The sequence below is a fragment of the Bradyrhizobium cenepequi genome (assembly GCF_020329485.1).
GTDB lineage: Bacteria > Pseudomonadota > Alphaproteobacteria > Rhizobiales > Xanthobacteraceae > Bradyrhizobium > Bradyrhizobium cenepequi.
The window spans coordinates 45,215-60,467 of record NZ_JAGKJI010000035.1; the positions used below are offsets into that span (position 1 = coordinate 45,215).

A 15,253-nucleotide genomic window follows, 5' to 3' on the forward strand; every position below is an offset into this window, starting at 1 on the left:
CCGCGCTGCAGGAGCGCGGCGTCGTCTTCATGGCTTGCCATAACGCGATCTGGGAGGTGACGGCGAAGCTCATCGCCTCCGGCAAGAATCCGGATCACGCCTCGCACGAGGCGGTGGCCGCCGAACTCACCAACCCCCTCATCGACGGCGTGGTGCTGACTCCCGGAATCGTTGCGACCATTCCGGAACTGCAGCAGGTCGGGTTTCACTATGCGGCGTGAGGAGGTTCAAATGCGCAGGACAGCTTTCAGCGGTGCCGTACTGGCCGCCGCCCTCTTTCTGCCTGTGTGTACCGAAAACCTCGACCGAGTTGATGACGTTACGGAATCACCTAAGCTGGCGGAATGATCGGGCTTCTGTATTTCGTCCTGGCCGTCTTGGTCTCGCCATTCAAGTCAAAGATGAGGCTTGAGGCCGAGAACGCGGCGCTTCGACATCAGTTGACTATCTTGCGGCGCAGGCTGCCCGGCCGGATCCAATTCGCGAACAGTGATCGCTGGTTCTTTGTCCGGCTGTATCGTTGGTTCCCGTCTATCCTTCAGGTTCTTACCATCATCCGGCCCGAGACGCTCGTGCGGTGGCATCGGGCCGGGTTTCGCCGCTACTGGCGTTGGAAATCGCGCTCACTCGGGAGGGCGGCCGCCGATCGCGGTGGGGCTGCGCGCGTTGATCCGGCAGATGAGCGTCGAGAACCCACTTTGGGGCGCGCCCCGCGCCTCCACCGCGAACTGCTCAAGCTCGGGTTTGAGGTCGCTCAATCAAGCGTTGAGGCTGGGCAAGTATTCGGTGCAGCCGCGGTCTCGTAGAACGTAGTTCTTTTGCGCGACACTCACGGCCACCACGATGAAATTTTCTACGTGCCAGCACCTACGACAACGAATGTATTTCTACTTCGCTCGATGCTGATTGAATACTTGCTCAGCCTCGTTGCCAAATACATGGTCAAGCGGCGAGGACCGTCCCATCAGGGATGGCGGATCTTCTTGCGTAATCACGCTCCGGGCATTGCCGCCATGGACTTGTTCGTTGTTCCCACCATCGGCTTCGACCTGCTCTATGCATTCGTCATCGTCCGGCTAGACCGCAGAAACCTGGCCTGGATCAACGTCACAAAGAATCCGACCGCCGAATGGGTGGCACGCCAGATCACTGAGGCCTTTCCTTGGGATCAGGCCCCGAAATACCTCATTCGCGATCGTGACCGTATCTATGGCACCATCGTTACCCGGCGATTGCGCGCCATGGGCATCCGGGACAAGCCGACTGCACCAGCCTCCCGTGGCAGAACAGCTTTGCCGAACGGTTGATCGGATCGATCCGCCGCGAGTGCTTGGATCATTTCGTCGTCTTGGGCGAGGCGCATCTGCGCCGAATCCTGCGAGATTATGCTCGCTACTACAACGATATCCGAACGCACCGCTCGTTGGACAAAGACGCGCCGGTTGCCCGCCGGGTTCAGCGGACCGGAAGCATCAAATCGGCCCCCATCCTCGGCGGACTCCACCACCACTACGTCCGGGTTTAGGTTTTCGGTACCCACAGGTGCCCGGATTTGATTTGCGGTAAGCACAGCCATGACAGACGCGCTTTGGTCGGGATTGCTTGGCTTGGAGTGCTCGGCTTGGCTCGCGCTAAAGCCTACGACAGCTTGCCGACGGCTTTCTCCAGCAGATCCCAAGCCTGCTCGCCATATTTACCCTTCCACTCGGCGTAGAAGCCCGCGGATTTCAGCTTCTCGCGGAACGGCGCGGTGGTCGGCTGGTTGAACGCCAGGCCCTTGGCCGCGAGGGCCTGCTGCAGGCCGGCATTGAGCTTGGCCACATCGGCGCGCTCGTTCACGGCGGCGGCGTTGATGTGCTTGGCGACGATGGTCTGCACGTCTGCCGGCAGCGTCTGCGAGGCGCGGCGGTTGGCCAGGAACCAGAAGCCATCCCACATGTGGTTGGTCAGCGAGCAGTACTTCTGCACTTCATAGAGCTTGGCGGTCGAGATGATCGCCAGCGGGTTCTCCTGGCCCTCGACGATCCTGGTCTGCAGCGCTGAATAGACCTCGCTGAAATTGATCGAGGCGGGGGCGGCATCGAATGCCTTGACCATCGAGGTCCACAATGGCGAGACCGGCACGCGGATCTTGAGGCCTTTGTAATCCTCCGGACCGTTGATCGGCTTGGTCGAGGACGTGGTCTGGCCGAACCCGTTGTCCCAGATCTTTTCCATCACCTCGAGGCCGGCCTTCTTGATCTCACCGCGGACGTAGCCGCCAAGCCCGCCATCCATGGCCTTCCAGACCGTGTCGTAGTCCGGGAAGGCGAAGCCGATGCCGTTGATCGAGGCCGCCGGCACCAGGGTCGACAGGATCAGGCCGGATAGCGTGAAGAACTCGATGCCGCCGAGCGGATCTGGCTCAGCGTGTCGGTGTCGGAACCGAGCTGGTTGTTCGGAAAAATCTGGAGGTCAAATCGGCCATTGGTCTCGGCCTTGATCGCGGCGGCCATTTCCTTGGCGCGCGTGTTCATGGGATGAGAGGCCGGGAGGTTGTTGGCGTATTTGTACGAAAACTCGGCCGCCTGAGCCCGCGCCACCATGGGGGCCGAAACGCGGCCCAGCACCGCCGAGGCGGCGGTAGCCTTCAATAGCGCGCGACGTGAAACGCTCATCGATATCTCCCTTAGAACTTCTTGTTGTTGTGAACTGCGATCAGCCGCAGCACAGCACGCGATGTCCGCTTATTGCAGCGGGCGGGCCCGGCGGCAATATCGGCTTTCAGCTGAGGTGGAAGACGGCATACAGCGCCATCGCCAGACTGGCATTCATGCAGGAGCTGCAAATCAGAAGGTGCCGGGCTTCGTAAGAGAAGGCGGGGCGTTACAACAATTTCTGGTGGCTCGCGCATTGCCGGATGTCCATAATAGCCTACAGCCTTCCGGGCCTGCTAGTTCGAAGATGCCACGGCCGGGCGAGGGCGATGCCCGGCCGGTGGTGTCGCGACTCACATGGGCGGGACGACGCCCTTGGTGCCGACGACAACTCGTTGCGCTGCGATCGCGCCATCCGCGTCCTTCTCGGCCGAGATGAAGACAATGGCCCCTGGCTTTAGATCGGCCTGGGTCGCCGGAGCGAAGGTAACAACGGGCGTGCCTTCGGGAATGGCGATCGTCTTCTGTTGTCCGTGATAGGTGACCGTCACCCTGCGTCCCTCCACCCCCTTCACCGCATTCGCCACCGTCGCGTTGGTCATCGTGCTGTTGGGCTTGAGGTCCCAGGCAAAGCTTCCCTCTCCGGCGCCTCTGAGAGCCGGCGGAAAAATCAACACCTCCAGGGCGCCATCACCGCCGGCAGCCTTCGGCAGCGAGGCGATGCCGACATAGTCGCCCGGCTTAATGTCGGTCACCGAAGCCCTGGCAACGCCGGAAACATTGAAGCCCTGCGCGAGCGTGACATCAACGGTTTGCCCCTCACGTGTCTTCACCGTGAGCACTGCATCGCTGAATTGGACGATGCTGCCTCGCAGACGCACCTGCTGGGCGTTCGGGTTCTGAGCTGATGACGAAGATGCAAGGCCTGTCATCAGCGACGTGCCGAATGATGCGGCAATGATGAAGGACTTGAAGGCTTTAACACGCATGTTATCCTTAGTTACCTACTAGTTGGTAGTCACAGGGCTGATTTTCGGGAGTGCGCTTTCCGCTCGAAGACTGCTAGGGCATCGCTGCAAGTCGCTCCAGTGATGGATTGGAGAGAGGGTTTAGGTTTTTCAATCAGTTAGAAGCCGCCGTGTGCACGCCGTGTGCACCGAGAGATCAAAGAAAATCTAGACACCACCAATGTGAGTACGCCGAGCTGAGCGCTTTAGCGGAGGATAGGTGTGTCGAGAGCGTGCGATCCGCTTGGGCTCATCAATTCGCGGAATGAGCGGTTATGGCATGTCCTGGCGGCGAGGAGTCCGATCCACTTGAAACGGCCCGTGTTTGACCACCTCTCTGGAAACGATCAACCATCGCAAATCGGCGAATTGATCGTTTCGCTTGCGTGAAAAATCGGTCGCAGTTTACGTTACGGCGATGGCATCCACGGCAACGAAGTCCAACGCCTTCGGGTGGCAGGGCAGGTCGAGCAATGACTGCGCAAAGGCGCCGGCGGCGATCTCGGCCATTGCTCCGATGCCGGTGCGCCAGTGCCAGTTGCCAATTCTAAGAAGGGAAGGTTGGTAGCGGCGCGCGATCGGAACGTCCGGTCGAATGGCTTCGATGTGATGGAATAGTTCGTGGGCGATAAAGACGTCTCGTAGCGTTGCCCGGCCGAGCAATCGCACGGCGCGGGAACGCGTGAGGTTGCGTTCGAGCGGACTCAGCCCGCGGCTGTAGAGCACAATGCGCGGCGGTCGCGGTCGGTATTCTGCAAACCGCCAGATCGATCCGACCATGGGATCGTCGTCCGTCATCTCGACGTGCAGGCCAAGCTCGCGGGCGATCTGCTCCGGCGAGAGATCTACAAAACGTGTCCGCAATTTCCCGGCAGCAGCAATTCCGTCGGCGAGCGCATCGGAAACAGCGACAAGTTGTGTCGAGCGATCCAGGCGCCAGGCATGGGGATCGGCCTGCAACATCACGAGTCCGAGCGTCTCGGGTGCCGCGGCCGCGCCATGCGAGAACCAGGATGCGTTTGCCATGGTGGGCGCCACAGCTAAAGTCCCCGCGACGGCGGAATGCCGATCAGTGCAATCGAGGCGTCTGCGGTGAGTCCATCAAGCTCGCTTCGGGTCACCGCCATCGCCTGATCGATCGAGCTGACCCCCGACAGGTCGATCAACTGACCGCCGACGATCACGAAAATATCCGGGGTGATGGTGCTGTCGCCGTTATAGATTGTGGTGTCTTCCCACAGCCGCCGCAGTCCATCGAGCGCGGTTTGCGCCAAGACCGGGCGGACGACGCTGTGGCTGCGCTGCACCCGAATGACACCGTCGAGATCGACTGCGCGAACCGGGCTGCGGCGCTTCTTGAAGAATCCCCAGCTCCGTTCCTCGACCTCGCCCTGGAATACCCGCATGCGCGGCGTGGCGGCGGCGAGTGCGACGCGCTCCAGGCTGACGCCCATTGCCTTCGCCGCTATTTCCCGCGCCTCGGTCTCGCCGACCTCATCGCGGCGCTGGCGCGCGCGCATCTCCGAGGCACCCATGGCGGTTGCGCGGATACGATGGGTACTTTGATCGACCTCAATCGTCACCTCGACATTATCAGGCGCTGCGCCAAGCCTGATCACGGCCTCGAAGGCTTCGCGGCGAATCCGCTTGAGATCTTCAGGCTGCGCATTGGGGATGACGCGCTCGACGACGTCGCGCACCAGGGCAAGCGCGACACCGATCGAGGAAATGACTTCGGCGTCCTTCGAGATCTCGTGGTGGAGTCCGGTGCGGCTGGAAGCGTGCGGGATCAAGGCGGCGGCGCCACCGCCTTCTCCGACCAGCACGGCTTGATCGCGATCGAGTTTGTATTCGGCGATCAGATCGTCGACGACGGGAATGACCTTGTCGGTGGCGATATCGAGAATCGCGCGCGCGGTGTCCTCGATCGATTTGCCGGTGAATTCGGCGAGCGCGGCCATGGCACGTCGCGCCGCCTCGACGTTGCCGCTGGCGTGCAATCCCGGTTTGGCGTAGCCGAGAATGTTCGCGGCGCAGGTGTTGGTGATGGCATAGCGTGTGCCGTTGGCCGAACGTACCGCAACATAATCGGCGGGGTCGTCGGACTTCGGTTGGAAAAACTCGATCTTCGGGTCGTTGATGTCCTCAGGATTGGCAAAGGCGGCGTAGGGAAGTCCGGCGATGTGGGCGCTGCGCGGCCCGACGTCGACGAGCTTGCCGCCGCGGGCCCGGACCATGCTGCCGCCGGCAATGCCGATCACGCGGACATCGAGCGAACTGACATAGGTCTCATGTCCGCCGACCCGCGCATACTTGACGGTCGGCCGTCCGTTGCGGATGACACCGATATTGGTGCTGGTGCCGCCGACTTCGAAGTAGATGCCATCGGACACCCGCAGATACATCAGCGCGCCGGCCACGCTCGCGGCCGGGCCGGACAGCATCGTCATGACGGGGCGGCGACGCATCTCCTTGATATCCATCACGCCGCCATCGCCGCGCATGATCATCAGCGGCGCCTGGATGCCGGCCTCGCGAACGCTGGCTTCCGTCATCGTGGCGGTGTCGATCATCTTCGGCAAAATGCTGGCGTTGATGACGGCCGTGCGGGTCCGCGTGGTCAGGCCATAGAGTTTGGTGATCTCATTGCCGCAAGTTGCGGCGAGGCCGGCCTCGACCACCAGACGGCGCACGGCTTCTTCGCCCTCATTGTCATCGACGCCGAAGGCCGAACTTGCGACGATGACTTTGGCGCCTTCCGCCTTGAGTTCGCCAATGACCTTGCCGATCGTCTCGTCCGTCAGCGTTTCCTTGATCAGGAAACGATTGGACGGGGTGAGGTGACGCCCTGGCGCGAGTTCGATCGGCTTCATGGCGCTCTGGCCCTTTGCCAGCAGCGACTCCATGCGGGTCGACATTCCGATCACACCGACATTTGCGACATCCCCCTCTAGCAGGGCATTGGTGGCTTGCGTCGTCGAATGGGCAAGGAAGATGACCTCCTTCGGATCGACGTTCGATTGCTCCAGCACATTGCGGAACACGTCGACCACGCCCTTTGCCACGCCGCGCGGATCGGAGTGGGTGGTCAGCACGGAGAACCGCCCGACCACCTCGTGGGTCACATTGTCGATCAGCACGGCCTTGGTGAAGGTGCCTCCGACGTCAATACCAATGCGATAGGCGCGGCCCGAGGCCGAAGACTCAGTCATCGCTCACATTCCTCGTCTATTGCAGGGAGCCCAGCATCAGGTAGCAGATCAACGAATTGACGGCGACCATCAGGCAGCCGAACGGCAGCGCGGTTTTCAGGAATTGACCGTGGCTGACTTTCGTATGCCCAATCGTCCACAGCGTCCATGAGTTGGTCGGATCCATGCTCCCCTGCAGCACGGTCGGCGCGAGCCAGATCGAATAGAGATACGGGATCGGGATCTCCTTGTTGGCGAGAATGATCGCAAGCAGGGCGGCGCCGGTGCCGATGACGACCATCGGCCCTCGATAGATGCTGGCGATTCCGCCCAGCAATCCGAAGAACACCGCTGCCTGCAACGGCGTATGCGGCAGGATCGGTGCGAAGATCGGCTTCAATGCTCCCGCAACCTCGGGCGTCTGTCCCGCAACGATGATCATGCCGCAGATCGTCCAGAGCGCGGCAATGGTCGCGATATCGGGAAACGCATCCGAGAAGGTCTTGTTGAAGAGGTTGAGATGGCCTTGCAGCGTGCGGTCCGGCCAGGTTAGCGCGAGTGCCAGCAGGATCGAGACGATGAAGGTTGGAATGATCTCCCATTTGAGGACGAGGATCATGATCACCGGGAAGATCGGCACGATATAGGTGTAGTAGGGAGTCCGTTTGCGGGCAGGGGCCGCGCTCTCGCCGGCTATGTCGACCGAGGCCAGCCGGCGGACACCGCCATTACGGAGATAGAAGAATGCCAGCATCCATGCCGCAAGAATGTAGACGCACATCCCGACCACCCAATAGGTCAGATAGGGCGCTTCGTATTTGAGACCGGGAAACAGCTTCTGGAATGTACCGAACTGAACGAGGTTGATGAACGTGCCGGCACCGATGCCCATCGTGAATACGGGGGCGGCGACGTGCGGGGGAATGCCCTGGCTCAGCATGATCGGTAGCGCGATGACGCCGATGGCGATCGCGGCGCCGACGCCGTACATCGATGTGAACAGCAGTGCCGTGACGAGCGTGATGGTCATCGCGGTGACCAGCGGCCGGTCTCCTGCCAACTCGACGGCCGAGCGGATGACGCTCTCCGCGATCCCGGTTTGAATGAGGACCTGGGCGAACCATGCGCCAAATACGATGATGATTACTGCGCTGGCATACTGCACGCCGCCGGCCTGGATGACCTTCTTCTGGATGTCGTCGATACCGATGCCGGCAATCGCCGCCCAAAGGACGGCCAATATCAGCAACATGATGATCGGGCTTTGCCCGCGAATGATCAGTATGACGATGGCAAGAAATGCAACGAGCAGCGCAACGCCTGTCCAAAGGTCCATCGTGTTTTCTCCCCGCTTTGCCGGCCCTCTGTTGTGGCCTTTTCAAATACAAGTCTGGCACAAGAGATTGAGACTGGCGAGAACAAGATGTTTGCGTGTGCAGATCTCGTGTTTCGCGCATCGCCAGCGACTGCGTCGCAACATCTTCAGCGAAGCTGCCGATCGAAAGCGGCCACGCACGCAAGGTGAAAGCTTGGACTTTCCGCGTCCGCATCCTGTAGCTTGCTGCTGATCCGCTTCGCGCAGAGGAGAATGACGGTGCGACTTCGCAGACAACGTTGGCAGCATCCGGAACTTCAGCCGGGCTGGATCGAGCGACCGCATCAGGTGCTGGCGCTCGGCGACCTGCCGCTCGAAAGCGGTGAACCCATTCGCGATTTCGAGATCAGCTATGTCACGCACGGGACCCGCGCCGGCGATAATGTCGTTCTGGTCCTGACTGCGATCGGTTCGACCCATCACCGGCTCGACTTCCTGGTTGGACCGGGGCGGCCACTTGATCCGGAGCACCACTTCATCATTTGCGCCGATGCGATCGGAAACGGTCTGAGCACTTCCCCCAGCAATAGCGAGGCGCAGCCCGATCTTTCGTTTCCGAGGTTTTCCATCCGCGACATGGTTGCAAGCCAGCGCAAGCTGCTCGACGCGCTCGGCGTGGAGCGGCTGGCCTCGATCGTCGGCGCGTCGATGGGCGGCATGCAGGCGCTGCAATGGGGCGTCAGCCATCCCGATTGCATGAGAAGCATCGTAGCGCTTGTTCCGATGGCGCGTACCCGTCCCTGGTCAGTTGCAATGAATGAAGTTGCCCGCCGGATCCTGCGGGCCGATCCTGGCTATCCGTCCGGTCCGTACGGTTCTGGCATTGAGGCCTGGGCTGCGTTGACGCGCGTCATCACCAACCGCGAACCAAGGGCACTCGAAGGCGTCGCGGCGGCGGCTGTTCCGGGTCTTGTGGACCAGGTGGTCGAGACGGCGCGCGGCGTGGCGTCCGATCCGCTCGACTGGATTTATCAGAGCTGGGCCTACGATGCGCACGATGTCGGCACAACGCCCGGATTCGACGGCGATACGGCGGCGGCGCTGCGAACGATCAAGACGCCGACGTTGCTGCTTGTTCCCGCTCTGGACCTCTACAATCCGGTCGATGACGCCATCGAGGCGGCCCGATCCATTCCGGACGCCACGCTGGTGCGACTGGATGGTAACGCGGGCCACGCCGTTGCAGCCGATGCGTCGCCACAACTCGATGAAATTCGAGGTGCGATCGGCGAATTCCTGATCGGCCACGCTTGTTGAAGAGGCCATCGTCATGCTCGCTCGCCCGGATCACGCCCAACAAGGGCGCGGTCCCGGCAATTCCGACAGCTGGCAACCGCGTCGTGGTTACGCGCGGTAAGCGGTCTTGTCGGTGCCGCGATAGAGCACGCGCACCTGCTCTTCGGTGACGGCTTTGTGGAAGGCCAGCGCCTCGGGCTCGAGGTCGCGCTTCGGGACATGCTCCGGCTCGAAGTGATGGTAGGTGTCCTTGCCGCGCACCAGCGTTGCCCAGTCTCTTTGGCCCACGGCCTGCTTCAATCGCGTCGGGATATATCGAACCGCCAGACCGATGCGGCGGTCGTCGGAACGATTAGGTTCCGATCCATGGAATAGCAGCACGTGATGCAGCGAGGCCTGACCCGGTTTCAGTTCAACAAAAATGGCCTTTGACTCGTCGACCTTGACGGCAATCTCCTGCCCCCGGGTCAGAAGGTTGTTCTGGTCGAAGGTGTCTTCGTGCGTGACCTGCTGCTTGTGGGTGCCGGCCACGAATTTCATGCAGCCGGAGACCTTGTTGGCCGGCGACATCGCGATCCAGGCGGTCGCGACGTCCGAGGAATCGAGGCCCCAATAGGTCGCATCCTGATGCCAGGAGACGAACCCCGGATCATGGGGCTCCTTGATGAAGAAGCTGGTGTTCCAGCAGAGGATGTCCGGTCCCAGCAAGTCCTCGACTGCGTCCAGGATTTTCGGATGACGGATCATCTCGTTGATCCACGGGAAGAGCACGTGGCTGCGATGGCGCATCTCGCCCTTGATCGGTCCGCCGGTCCTCGCCTCATAGTCTTCCAGTTTGCCGCGAAATTCGCTGACCTCGCCCTCGGTCAGCGCGTTGACCGGAAAGTGGTAACCGCGCTCGCGATAGGCCGCGACTTCGTTCTCACTCAGCAGTTTCGTCATGGACTTCCTCCGATGTTTCTTTTCTTGTTGATCGGCAGAGCCTTGCCGGCATTCATTGTCGCGCGCCGTCGCGCCGGACGCCGCCCGCGGTTTCCTCGCGTTTGACTTCGGGAAACAGCCACATCGCAAAGATCATGAAAAATCCGAGGAATGCAACAACGTACTGGATACGCTCGTGGCCCAGAACGTGCTGATAGTAAACCGCGATGGCCGCCACCAGCACGACGAGCAGGGAAAGTCCAAGTTTGATTCTTACGGGCATCACCTGAATCTCCCGGTGGCTACGACGTGGTTGCGATGGATGACCATGCGACTTTCGCAAGGACCGCGAGAACGAGGATCTGAACGCCGACCAGCGCGGCAAGTCCGGCCGGACCATCCCGCAGCCGTGCCGGCCATGCTTCGAACAGGCCGGGGGCAAACAGCACGACCAGCCCGATGACGATAACCAGCGTGCTCCATTTGAGTTCGGCATAGCCATACAATCCCGTGCCGGCCAGCAGGGCCGCGAGCAGAACGGCATTGCCGAACACTAGCACGGTGGCTGCATTTGATTTCGTCGCGTCCGGGCGCGAGCGCAGCGGAAACATGCCGGAGACCATCAGGAACGCAATCGCGCCAACCGTCGCGAAGCCCGCAAACCAGAGCAGCGAAACCCAGCGTGGTTCGATGGCGTCCATGGAAACTCGCGGCCTATTCGGCGGGTGTGGCGAAGCCCGTTGGATGTCGCGTCAAGGCCGGCTTCGGCGTCCGCGAGGTCTTGCGCATGTCGGTCTTGACGAAACGGGTGTCGTAGCCGTTCAGGAGATGGCCAATCAGCCCGCGGTCGAGGTCCGAGGTCCCGAACAGCCAGTCCATGATCGGGAAGGTGAGGTTCATGTTCCGCTCCATCATGATCGATTGATTGTGATGGGCGGCATGGTGACGCCGGATGGTGTTGACGAAGGGGACGTTGCGCACGAACCAGTTTTCGTCGACATGGCAGCAGAAATGCATGAACTCGTAGATCAGGTACATCGATGTCGTGGTCGAGATCAGGAGCCAGCCGACATTGGGCGAGATCAGCCGGCCGAGCGCCAGCGCGGGCGGTATCGACATCATGGTGAAGGTGACCAGCGCGTAGGGCGGAAAGAACGTCACACGCCAGTCATGATGGTCGGCGAAGCGCATCTCGGAGTCGGTGAAGAACTGGTGGTGCATCAAGGTGTGCCGGTTGTAGATCGCGCGGAATGCCTTGACCTGCGACGGCCGGTGCATGACGAAACGGTGGATCCACCACTCGAAGAAGTTCGCGAACAGGAACGTCACCGGCACGATCGCGAGTTCCCACCAGCGCAGATTGACGACGTTGGCAAAATAGATCGAAAGCGCGGTGAACCCGATCACGTAGATGACGAAGACGTGGAGCCAGCCATTGTACCATCCGGCGATGCGGTAGCGGTAGTTCGCCCGGTATTTCCGCTGCCGCTCCGTCATCGGACTAGACGATAATTCCATCGCGCCTTCTCCCGTATCCCACTTCGATCCCGAGGCTGTTGCAGCGACTAATATATCATCAATCTATCACTGCGGCAAAGGGTCCGCGCGACGCTGGACGAGGCTTTCCTCCGAAAATATCGCTTGATGGGATGTCGCTCATATATTTATGGTATGCCAAGAGCGCACGGCAGATGCGCAACATAAACGGGAGGAACGGATGAAGCTCACGCGTCGCGATTTTTCCAGACTTGCGGGTTCCGGGCTCGTTGCCGCCGCGATCTCGAAACTGTTCGCGCCTGCGCTGGCGCAGAACAAGCCGCTGCGGATCGGAATCATCGCGCCGCGGTCGGGCGCTGCCGGTACCGCCGGCGAGTGCGGCATCCGCGCTGTACAATGGGCTACCGAGCGGATGAACAAGGAAGGCGGTATCGCCGGACGCAAATTCGAGCTGGTGATCGAGGAAGAAACCAACCCAAAGGATACGATCGAGCGGCTTCGACGCTTAATCCTCCAGGAGAAGGTCGACGCCATCCACGGCCTGATCTCGACCGGTGTCAGCCTGGGCGTTGCGCCCGTCGCCGAGGAGGAGCAGGCGCTGGTCGTTATGTGGGATGGCACCACCCAGGACGGCGTCAAGGAGATGATGCCGAATTCGAAATACGTCTTCCGCTCGACTGACAATGAATGCGAAGCGGTGATGGGGTCGCTGCTGGCGGTCAAGCATTTCAAGGGTAAGTTCAAGCGCGTCGCCGGCATCAACCCGGACTATTCTTACGGCCGCAACAACTGGGAGGCCTTCAAGCAAATCCTCGCGCGCTATGGCGTGGAGACGGAATTCGTCGTCGAGCAATGGCCGAAGATCGGAACGATGGATCTGACCTCGCATATCGCCGCGCTGAATGCGGCCAAGCCGGACCTCATCTTCTCGTCGATGCTGTTCGCCGATCTTCCGGTGTTCATGAAGCAAGGTCACGCGGCGGGCCTGTTCAACGGCGTAAAGATGGTGTTGCCGGCGGCGGGCTGGCAGATCAACCAGCTCAAGAAGGAGTTCACGCCCGAAGGCATCATCTTCGGACACAACACGCTGTACTTCGACCACCCGCAGGCTTCACCGCTGCAGAAGGCGTTCGTTCAGGACTACATGGACCGCTACAAGGAAGCCCCGCATTGGGAAGCCGATCGCGCCTATTTCGCGCTCGCCACCTACAAGGCCGGCGTGGAGGCCGCGCAGAAGGCGGGCGGCAAATGGCCGACCCAGGAGCAGGTGGCGGAGGCCATGCCCGGCCTTGAGGTAGAGAGCCTCGGTGGCAAGGGCCGTTTCCGCAAGGACAAGATTGCCGAGCAGGTGTTTTATCAGGGACCATCGACCAACACCAACAAGTACGATTTTCCGACGCTGGCTTCGATCGACACATTCCAGGCCGAACAGCTGCAAAAGCCGCCCGGTGCGGATTTCTGGGAATGGATCAAGACGGCAAAGATGCCGGTCTGAAACATGACAGAGCTGGTGGATGTTGTCCTTGGCGGGACATTCCACGCCGCCGTGCTGTTTCTCGTCGCGGCGGGACTGCAACTCGTGTTCGGCGTGCAGAAGATCGTCAATCTCGCCTGCGGCTCGTTCTATGCGCTCGGCGCGTATTTCGGCATCACGGCGGTCGGCTTGGCGATCAAGCTCGGCATGCCACCCGTGTTGTTTCTCCCGGTTCTGGTTGTGGCGGGGCTCGTAATCGGCCTGGTCGGATTGCCGATCGAGCGCGTCCTGCGCACGATCTATCGCCGTGACGAGAGCTATCAGCTGTTAATCACGTTCGGCTTCCTCCTGATGTTTCAGGACGTCTTCCGCTATCTCTGGGGCGCCACCCCGCGCACGATGGACAACGTCTATCTCGCCTATGGCTCCGCGCAGTTTCTCGGCGTCCGGGTCCCGACCTATAATCTGCTCGTGATCGCGGCAAGTTTGGCTATCGCGGTGGGCCTTGGTCTGTTTCTGGAGCGCACGAAGATCGGACGCATCGTGCGCGCCACGGCTGAAAACCGCGACATGGCCGAGGGTCTCGGCGTCAACGCCTCGAAGATCTTTGCGCTCGTTTTCACGGTGGGTTGCATGCTGGGCACGGTCGGCGGTGCGCTGGTGGTGCCTTCAAGCGCGGCATCGCTCGACATGGCGGTCGAGCTTGTGGTCGAGTCGTTTGCGGTTGTCGTGATCGGCGGGCTGGGCAGCATGCGCGGCGCACTGGTCGGAGCGCTCGTTGTCGGCCTGATGCGCGCGGCGGCGATTTCGCTGGTGCCCGAGATGGAGATGCTGTCGGTCTACCTCGTCGTCGTCCTTGTCCTGATTGTCAGGCCGGCCGGCCTGTTCGGAAAGGCGGCCGCGTGAGCAACCAGTCGATCGATATCGGCTCGGAAACGGTCGTGCGTCGGACCGTGTTGCGGCCCAACGGGTTGCGGGTGCTGCTGGGGCTGACCGTCATCATGGCGCTGCTGCCGTTCATTGCGTCGCCCTATGTGCTGCTGCTGATGCTGCCGTTCATCGGGTACAGTATCGCGCTCCTGGGCTTCAACCTTCTGTTCGGCAACACCGGTCTTCTATCGTTCGGTCACGCGCTGTTTCTCGGTGTCGGCGCCTATACGGCCGCGGCCCTGACCTCGAAATTCGGCGTGCTCAGTTTCGAACTGTTGCTGCTTGTGGCGACATTGATGTCCGCCCTGGTGTCGCTCGTGGTCGGCGCCCTCTGTGTTCGTTACACAAGAATTTTCTTCGGCATGCTGACGCTGGCATTCGGTATGCTGTTCCACTCCTTTTTGTTCAAGTTCTACTACATCACCGGCGGCGATCAGGGCATGCGCGTGCTGCGTCCGCTGTTGCTTGGAATGGAATGGCGGGGAGGGAAGACTGCATTCCTGACCGGTCCGTTCTATTACTATGCACTGCTGCTGTTCGCGCTGCTGGGTCTCGTGATGTGGCGCATCACGCAATCGCCATTCGGCCTGCATCTGCGCGCGATCCGTGAGAACGCCGGCAAGGCCGCCTATGTCGGCGTGCAGATCTTTCGGATGCGGCTGGCTGCGTTTGTGATCTCGGCCGTATACGGCGGCATCGGCGGGACTATTTTGGCCGTCACCACCGGCCTCGCCGATCCGGAACTCGCATACTGGACCCATTCCGGAAATCTGGTGTTCATGGCCGTGCTCGGCGGCAGCGGGACATTTGCGGGGCCTGCGATCGGAGCGTTGGTTTTCGTGGTACTGCAGGATTTCGTAATGTCGATCACCCAGTACTGGCGGTTTGTGATGGGCGCCGTGCTGGTGCTGCTGGTGGTGTTCATGCCACAGGGCCTGTCGGGCACCGTCGAGGCGCTGGTCAACCGGCGTCAGGGAGGGCGATGA

The 15,253-nt window shown here is 61.1% G+C and carries 16 protein-coding genes and 1 pseudogene; 8 read left to right on the forward strand and 9 right to left on the reverse strand.

Translation table 11 applies throughout. The annotated features are described in order from the left end of the window. Nucleotides 1-29: 29 nt before the first annotated feature. From J6497_RS28660 to J6497_RS42095, 4 genes are all read left to right on the forward strand, one after another. Complete coding sequence (locus tag J6497_RS28660) at nucleotides 30-221, forward strand: hypothetical protein (protein WP_225707614.1); 192 nt, start codon at nucleotides 30-32, stop codon at nucleotides 219-221. Between the two features lie 123 nt (nucleotides 222-344). Further along, the gene (locus J6497_RS28665) at nucleotides 345-806 is read left to right on the forward strand and encodes a hypothetical protein (RefSeq protein WP_225707615.1); all 462 of its coding nucleotides are present in this window, start codon (nucleotides 345-347) and stop codon (nucleotides 804-806) included. 12 nt (nucleotides 807-818) lie between these two features. Then, nucleotides 819-1,307 (forward strand): transposase, encoded by a 489-nt coding sequence (locus J6497_RS28670; RefSeq protein ID WP_225707616.1) that lies wholly within the window; start codon nucleotides 819-821, stop codon nucleotides 1,305-1,307. Between the two features lie 23 nt (nucleotides 1,308-1,330). Next, nucleotides 1,331-1,525 (forward strand): hypothetical protein, encoded by a 195-nt coding sequence (locus J6497_RS42095; RefSeq protein ID WP_376708284.1) that lies wholly within the window; start codon nucleotides 1,331-1,333, stop codon nucleotides 1,523-1,525. A 113-nt stretch (nucleotides 1,526-1,638) separates the two neighbouring features. Here the strand turns inward: J6497_RS42095 and J6497_RS28680 are convergent. From J6497_RS28680 to J6497_RS28700, 5 genes and pseudogenes are all read right to left on the reverse strand, one after another. Next, nucleotides 1,639-2,657, reverse strand: a pseudogene (locus J6497_RS28680) (TRAP transporter substrate-binding protein). Between the two features lie 332 nt (nucleotides 2,658-2,989). Beyond that, nucleotides 2,990-3,568, reverse strand: a complete 579-nt coding sequence (locus J6497_RS28685; protein WP_225707645.1) for a hypothetical protein — start codon at nucleotides 3,566-3,568, stop codon at nucleotides 2,990-2,992. A 480-nt stretch (nucleotides 3,569-4,048) separates the two neighbouring features. After that, nucleotides 4,049-4,606, reverse strand: coding sequence for a hypothetical protein (locus J6497_RS28690; protein WP_225707617.1), 558 nt, complete (start codon nucleotides 4,604-4,606; stop codon nucleotides 4,049-4,051). 77 nt (nucleotides 4,607-4,683) lie between these two features. Then, a complete protein-coding gene (locus tag J6497_RS28695) occupies nucleotides 4,684-6,855 on the reverse strand; it encodes a hydantoinase/oxoprolinase family protein (RefSeq protein WP_225707618.1) in 2,172 nt (723 codons plus the stop codon). Between the two features lie 16 nt (nucleotides 6,856-6,871). Next, the gene (locus J6497_RS28700) at nucleotides 6,872-8,170 is read right to left on the reverse strand and encodes a hypothetical protein (protein WP_225707619.1); all 1,299 of its coding nucleotides are present in this window, start codon (nucleotides 8,168-8,170) and stop codon (nucleotides 6,872-6,874) included. Between the two features lie 258 nt (nucleotides 8,171-8,428). Between J6497_RS28700 and J6497_RS28705 the strand changes: the two genes are divergently transcribed. Further along, on the forward strand, nucleotides 8,429-9,466 hold the full coding sequence (locus J6497_RS28705) for an alpha/beta fold hydrolase (RefSeq protein WP_225707620.1): 1,038 nt from the start codon (nucleotides 8,429-8,431) through the stop codon (nucleotides 9,464-9,466). Nucleotides 9,467-9,553: 87 nt separating this feature from the next. On the opposite strand, the gene J6497_RS28710 is transcribed toward J6497_RS28705, so the two are convergent. Genes J6497_RS28710 through J6497_RS28725 form a run of 4 tightly spaced genes read right to left on the reverse strand, consistent with a single transcriptional unit; the run spans nucleotide 9,554 to nucleotide 11,884 of the window. Beyond that, entirely contained in the window at nucleotides 9,554-10,387 is an 834-nt protein-coding gene (locus J6497_RS28710; protein WP_225707621.1) for a phytanoyl-CoA dioxygenase family protein, read from the reverse strand. Nucleotides 10,388-10,439: 52 nt separating this feature from the next. After that, nucleotides 10,440-10,649, reverse strand: coding sequence for a hypothetical protein (locus J6497_RS28715; RefSeq protein WP_225707622.1), 210 nt, complete (start codon nucleotides 10,647-10,649; stop codon nucleotides 10,440-10,442). Nucleotides 10,650-10,668: 19 nt separating this feature from the next. Further along, nucleotides 10,669-11,067, reverse strand: coding sequence for a hypothetical protein (locus J6497_RS28720; protein WP_225707623.1), 399 nt, complete (start codon nucleotides 11,065-11,067; stop codon nucleotides 10,669-10,671). A 13-nt stretch (nucleotides 11,068-11,080) separates the two neighbouring features. Next, nucleotides 11,081-11,884, reverse strand: a complete 804-nt coding sequence (locus J6497_RS28725) for a sterol desaturase family protein (protein ID WP_225707624.1) — start codon at nucleotides 11,882-11,884, stop codon at nucleotides 11,081-11,083. Between the two features lie 199 nt (nucleotides 11,885-12,083). Between J6497_RS28725 and J6497_RS28730 the strand changes: the two genes are divergently transcribed. Genes J6497_RS28730 through J6497_RS28740 form a run of 3 tightly spaced genes read left to right on the forward strand, consistent with a single transcriptional unit; the run spans nucleotide 12,084 to nucleotide 15,253 of the window. Next, on the forward strand, nucleotides 12,084-13,358 hold the full coding sequence (locus tag J6497_RS28730; RefSeq protein ID WP_225707625.1) for an ABC transporter substrate-binding protein: 1,275 nt from the start codon (nucleotides 12,084-12,086) through the stop codon (nucleotides 13,356-13,358). 3 nt (nucleotides 13,359-13,361) lie between these two features. Then, nucleotides 13,362-14,243: a branched-chain amino acid ABC transporter permease gene (locus J6497_RS28735; protein ID WP_225707626.1), complete on the forward strand. Its 882-nt coding sequence runs from the start codon at nucleotides 13,362-13,364 to the stop codon at nucleotides 14,241-14,243. Then, complete coding sequence (locus tag J6497_RS28740) at nucleotides 14,240-15,253, forward strand: branched-chain amino acid ABC transporter permease (protein ID WP_225707627.1); 1,014 nt, start codon at nucleotides 14,240-14,242, stop codon at nucleotides 15,251-15,253. Before J6497_RS28735 ends, J6497_RS28740 begins: the two co-directional genes overlap by 4 nt.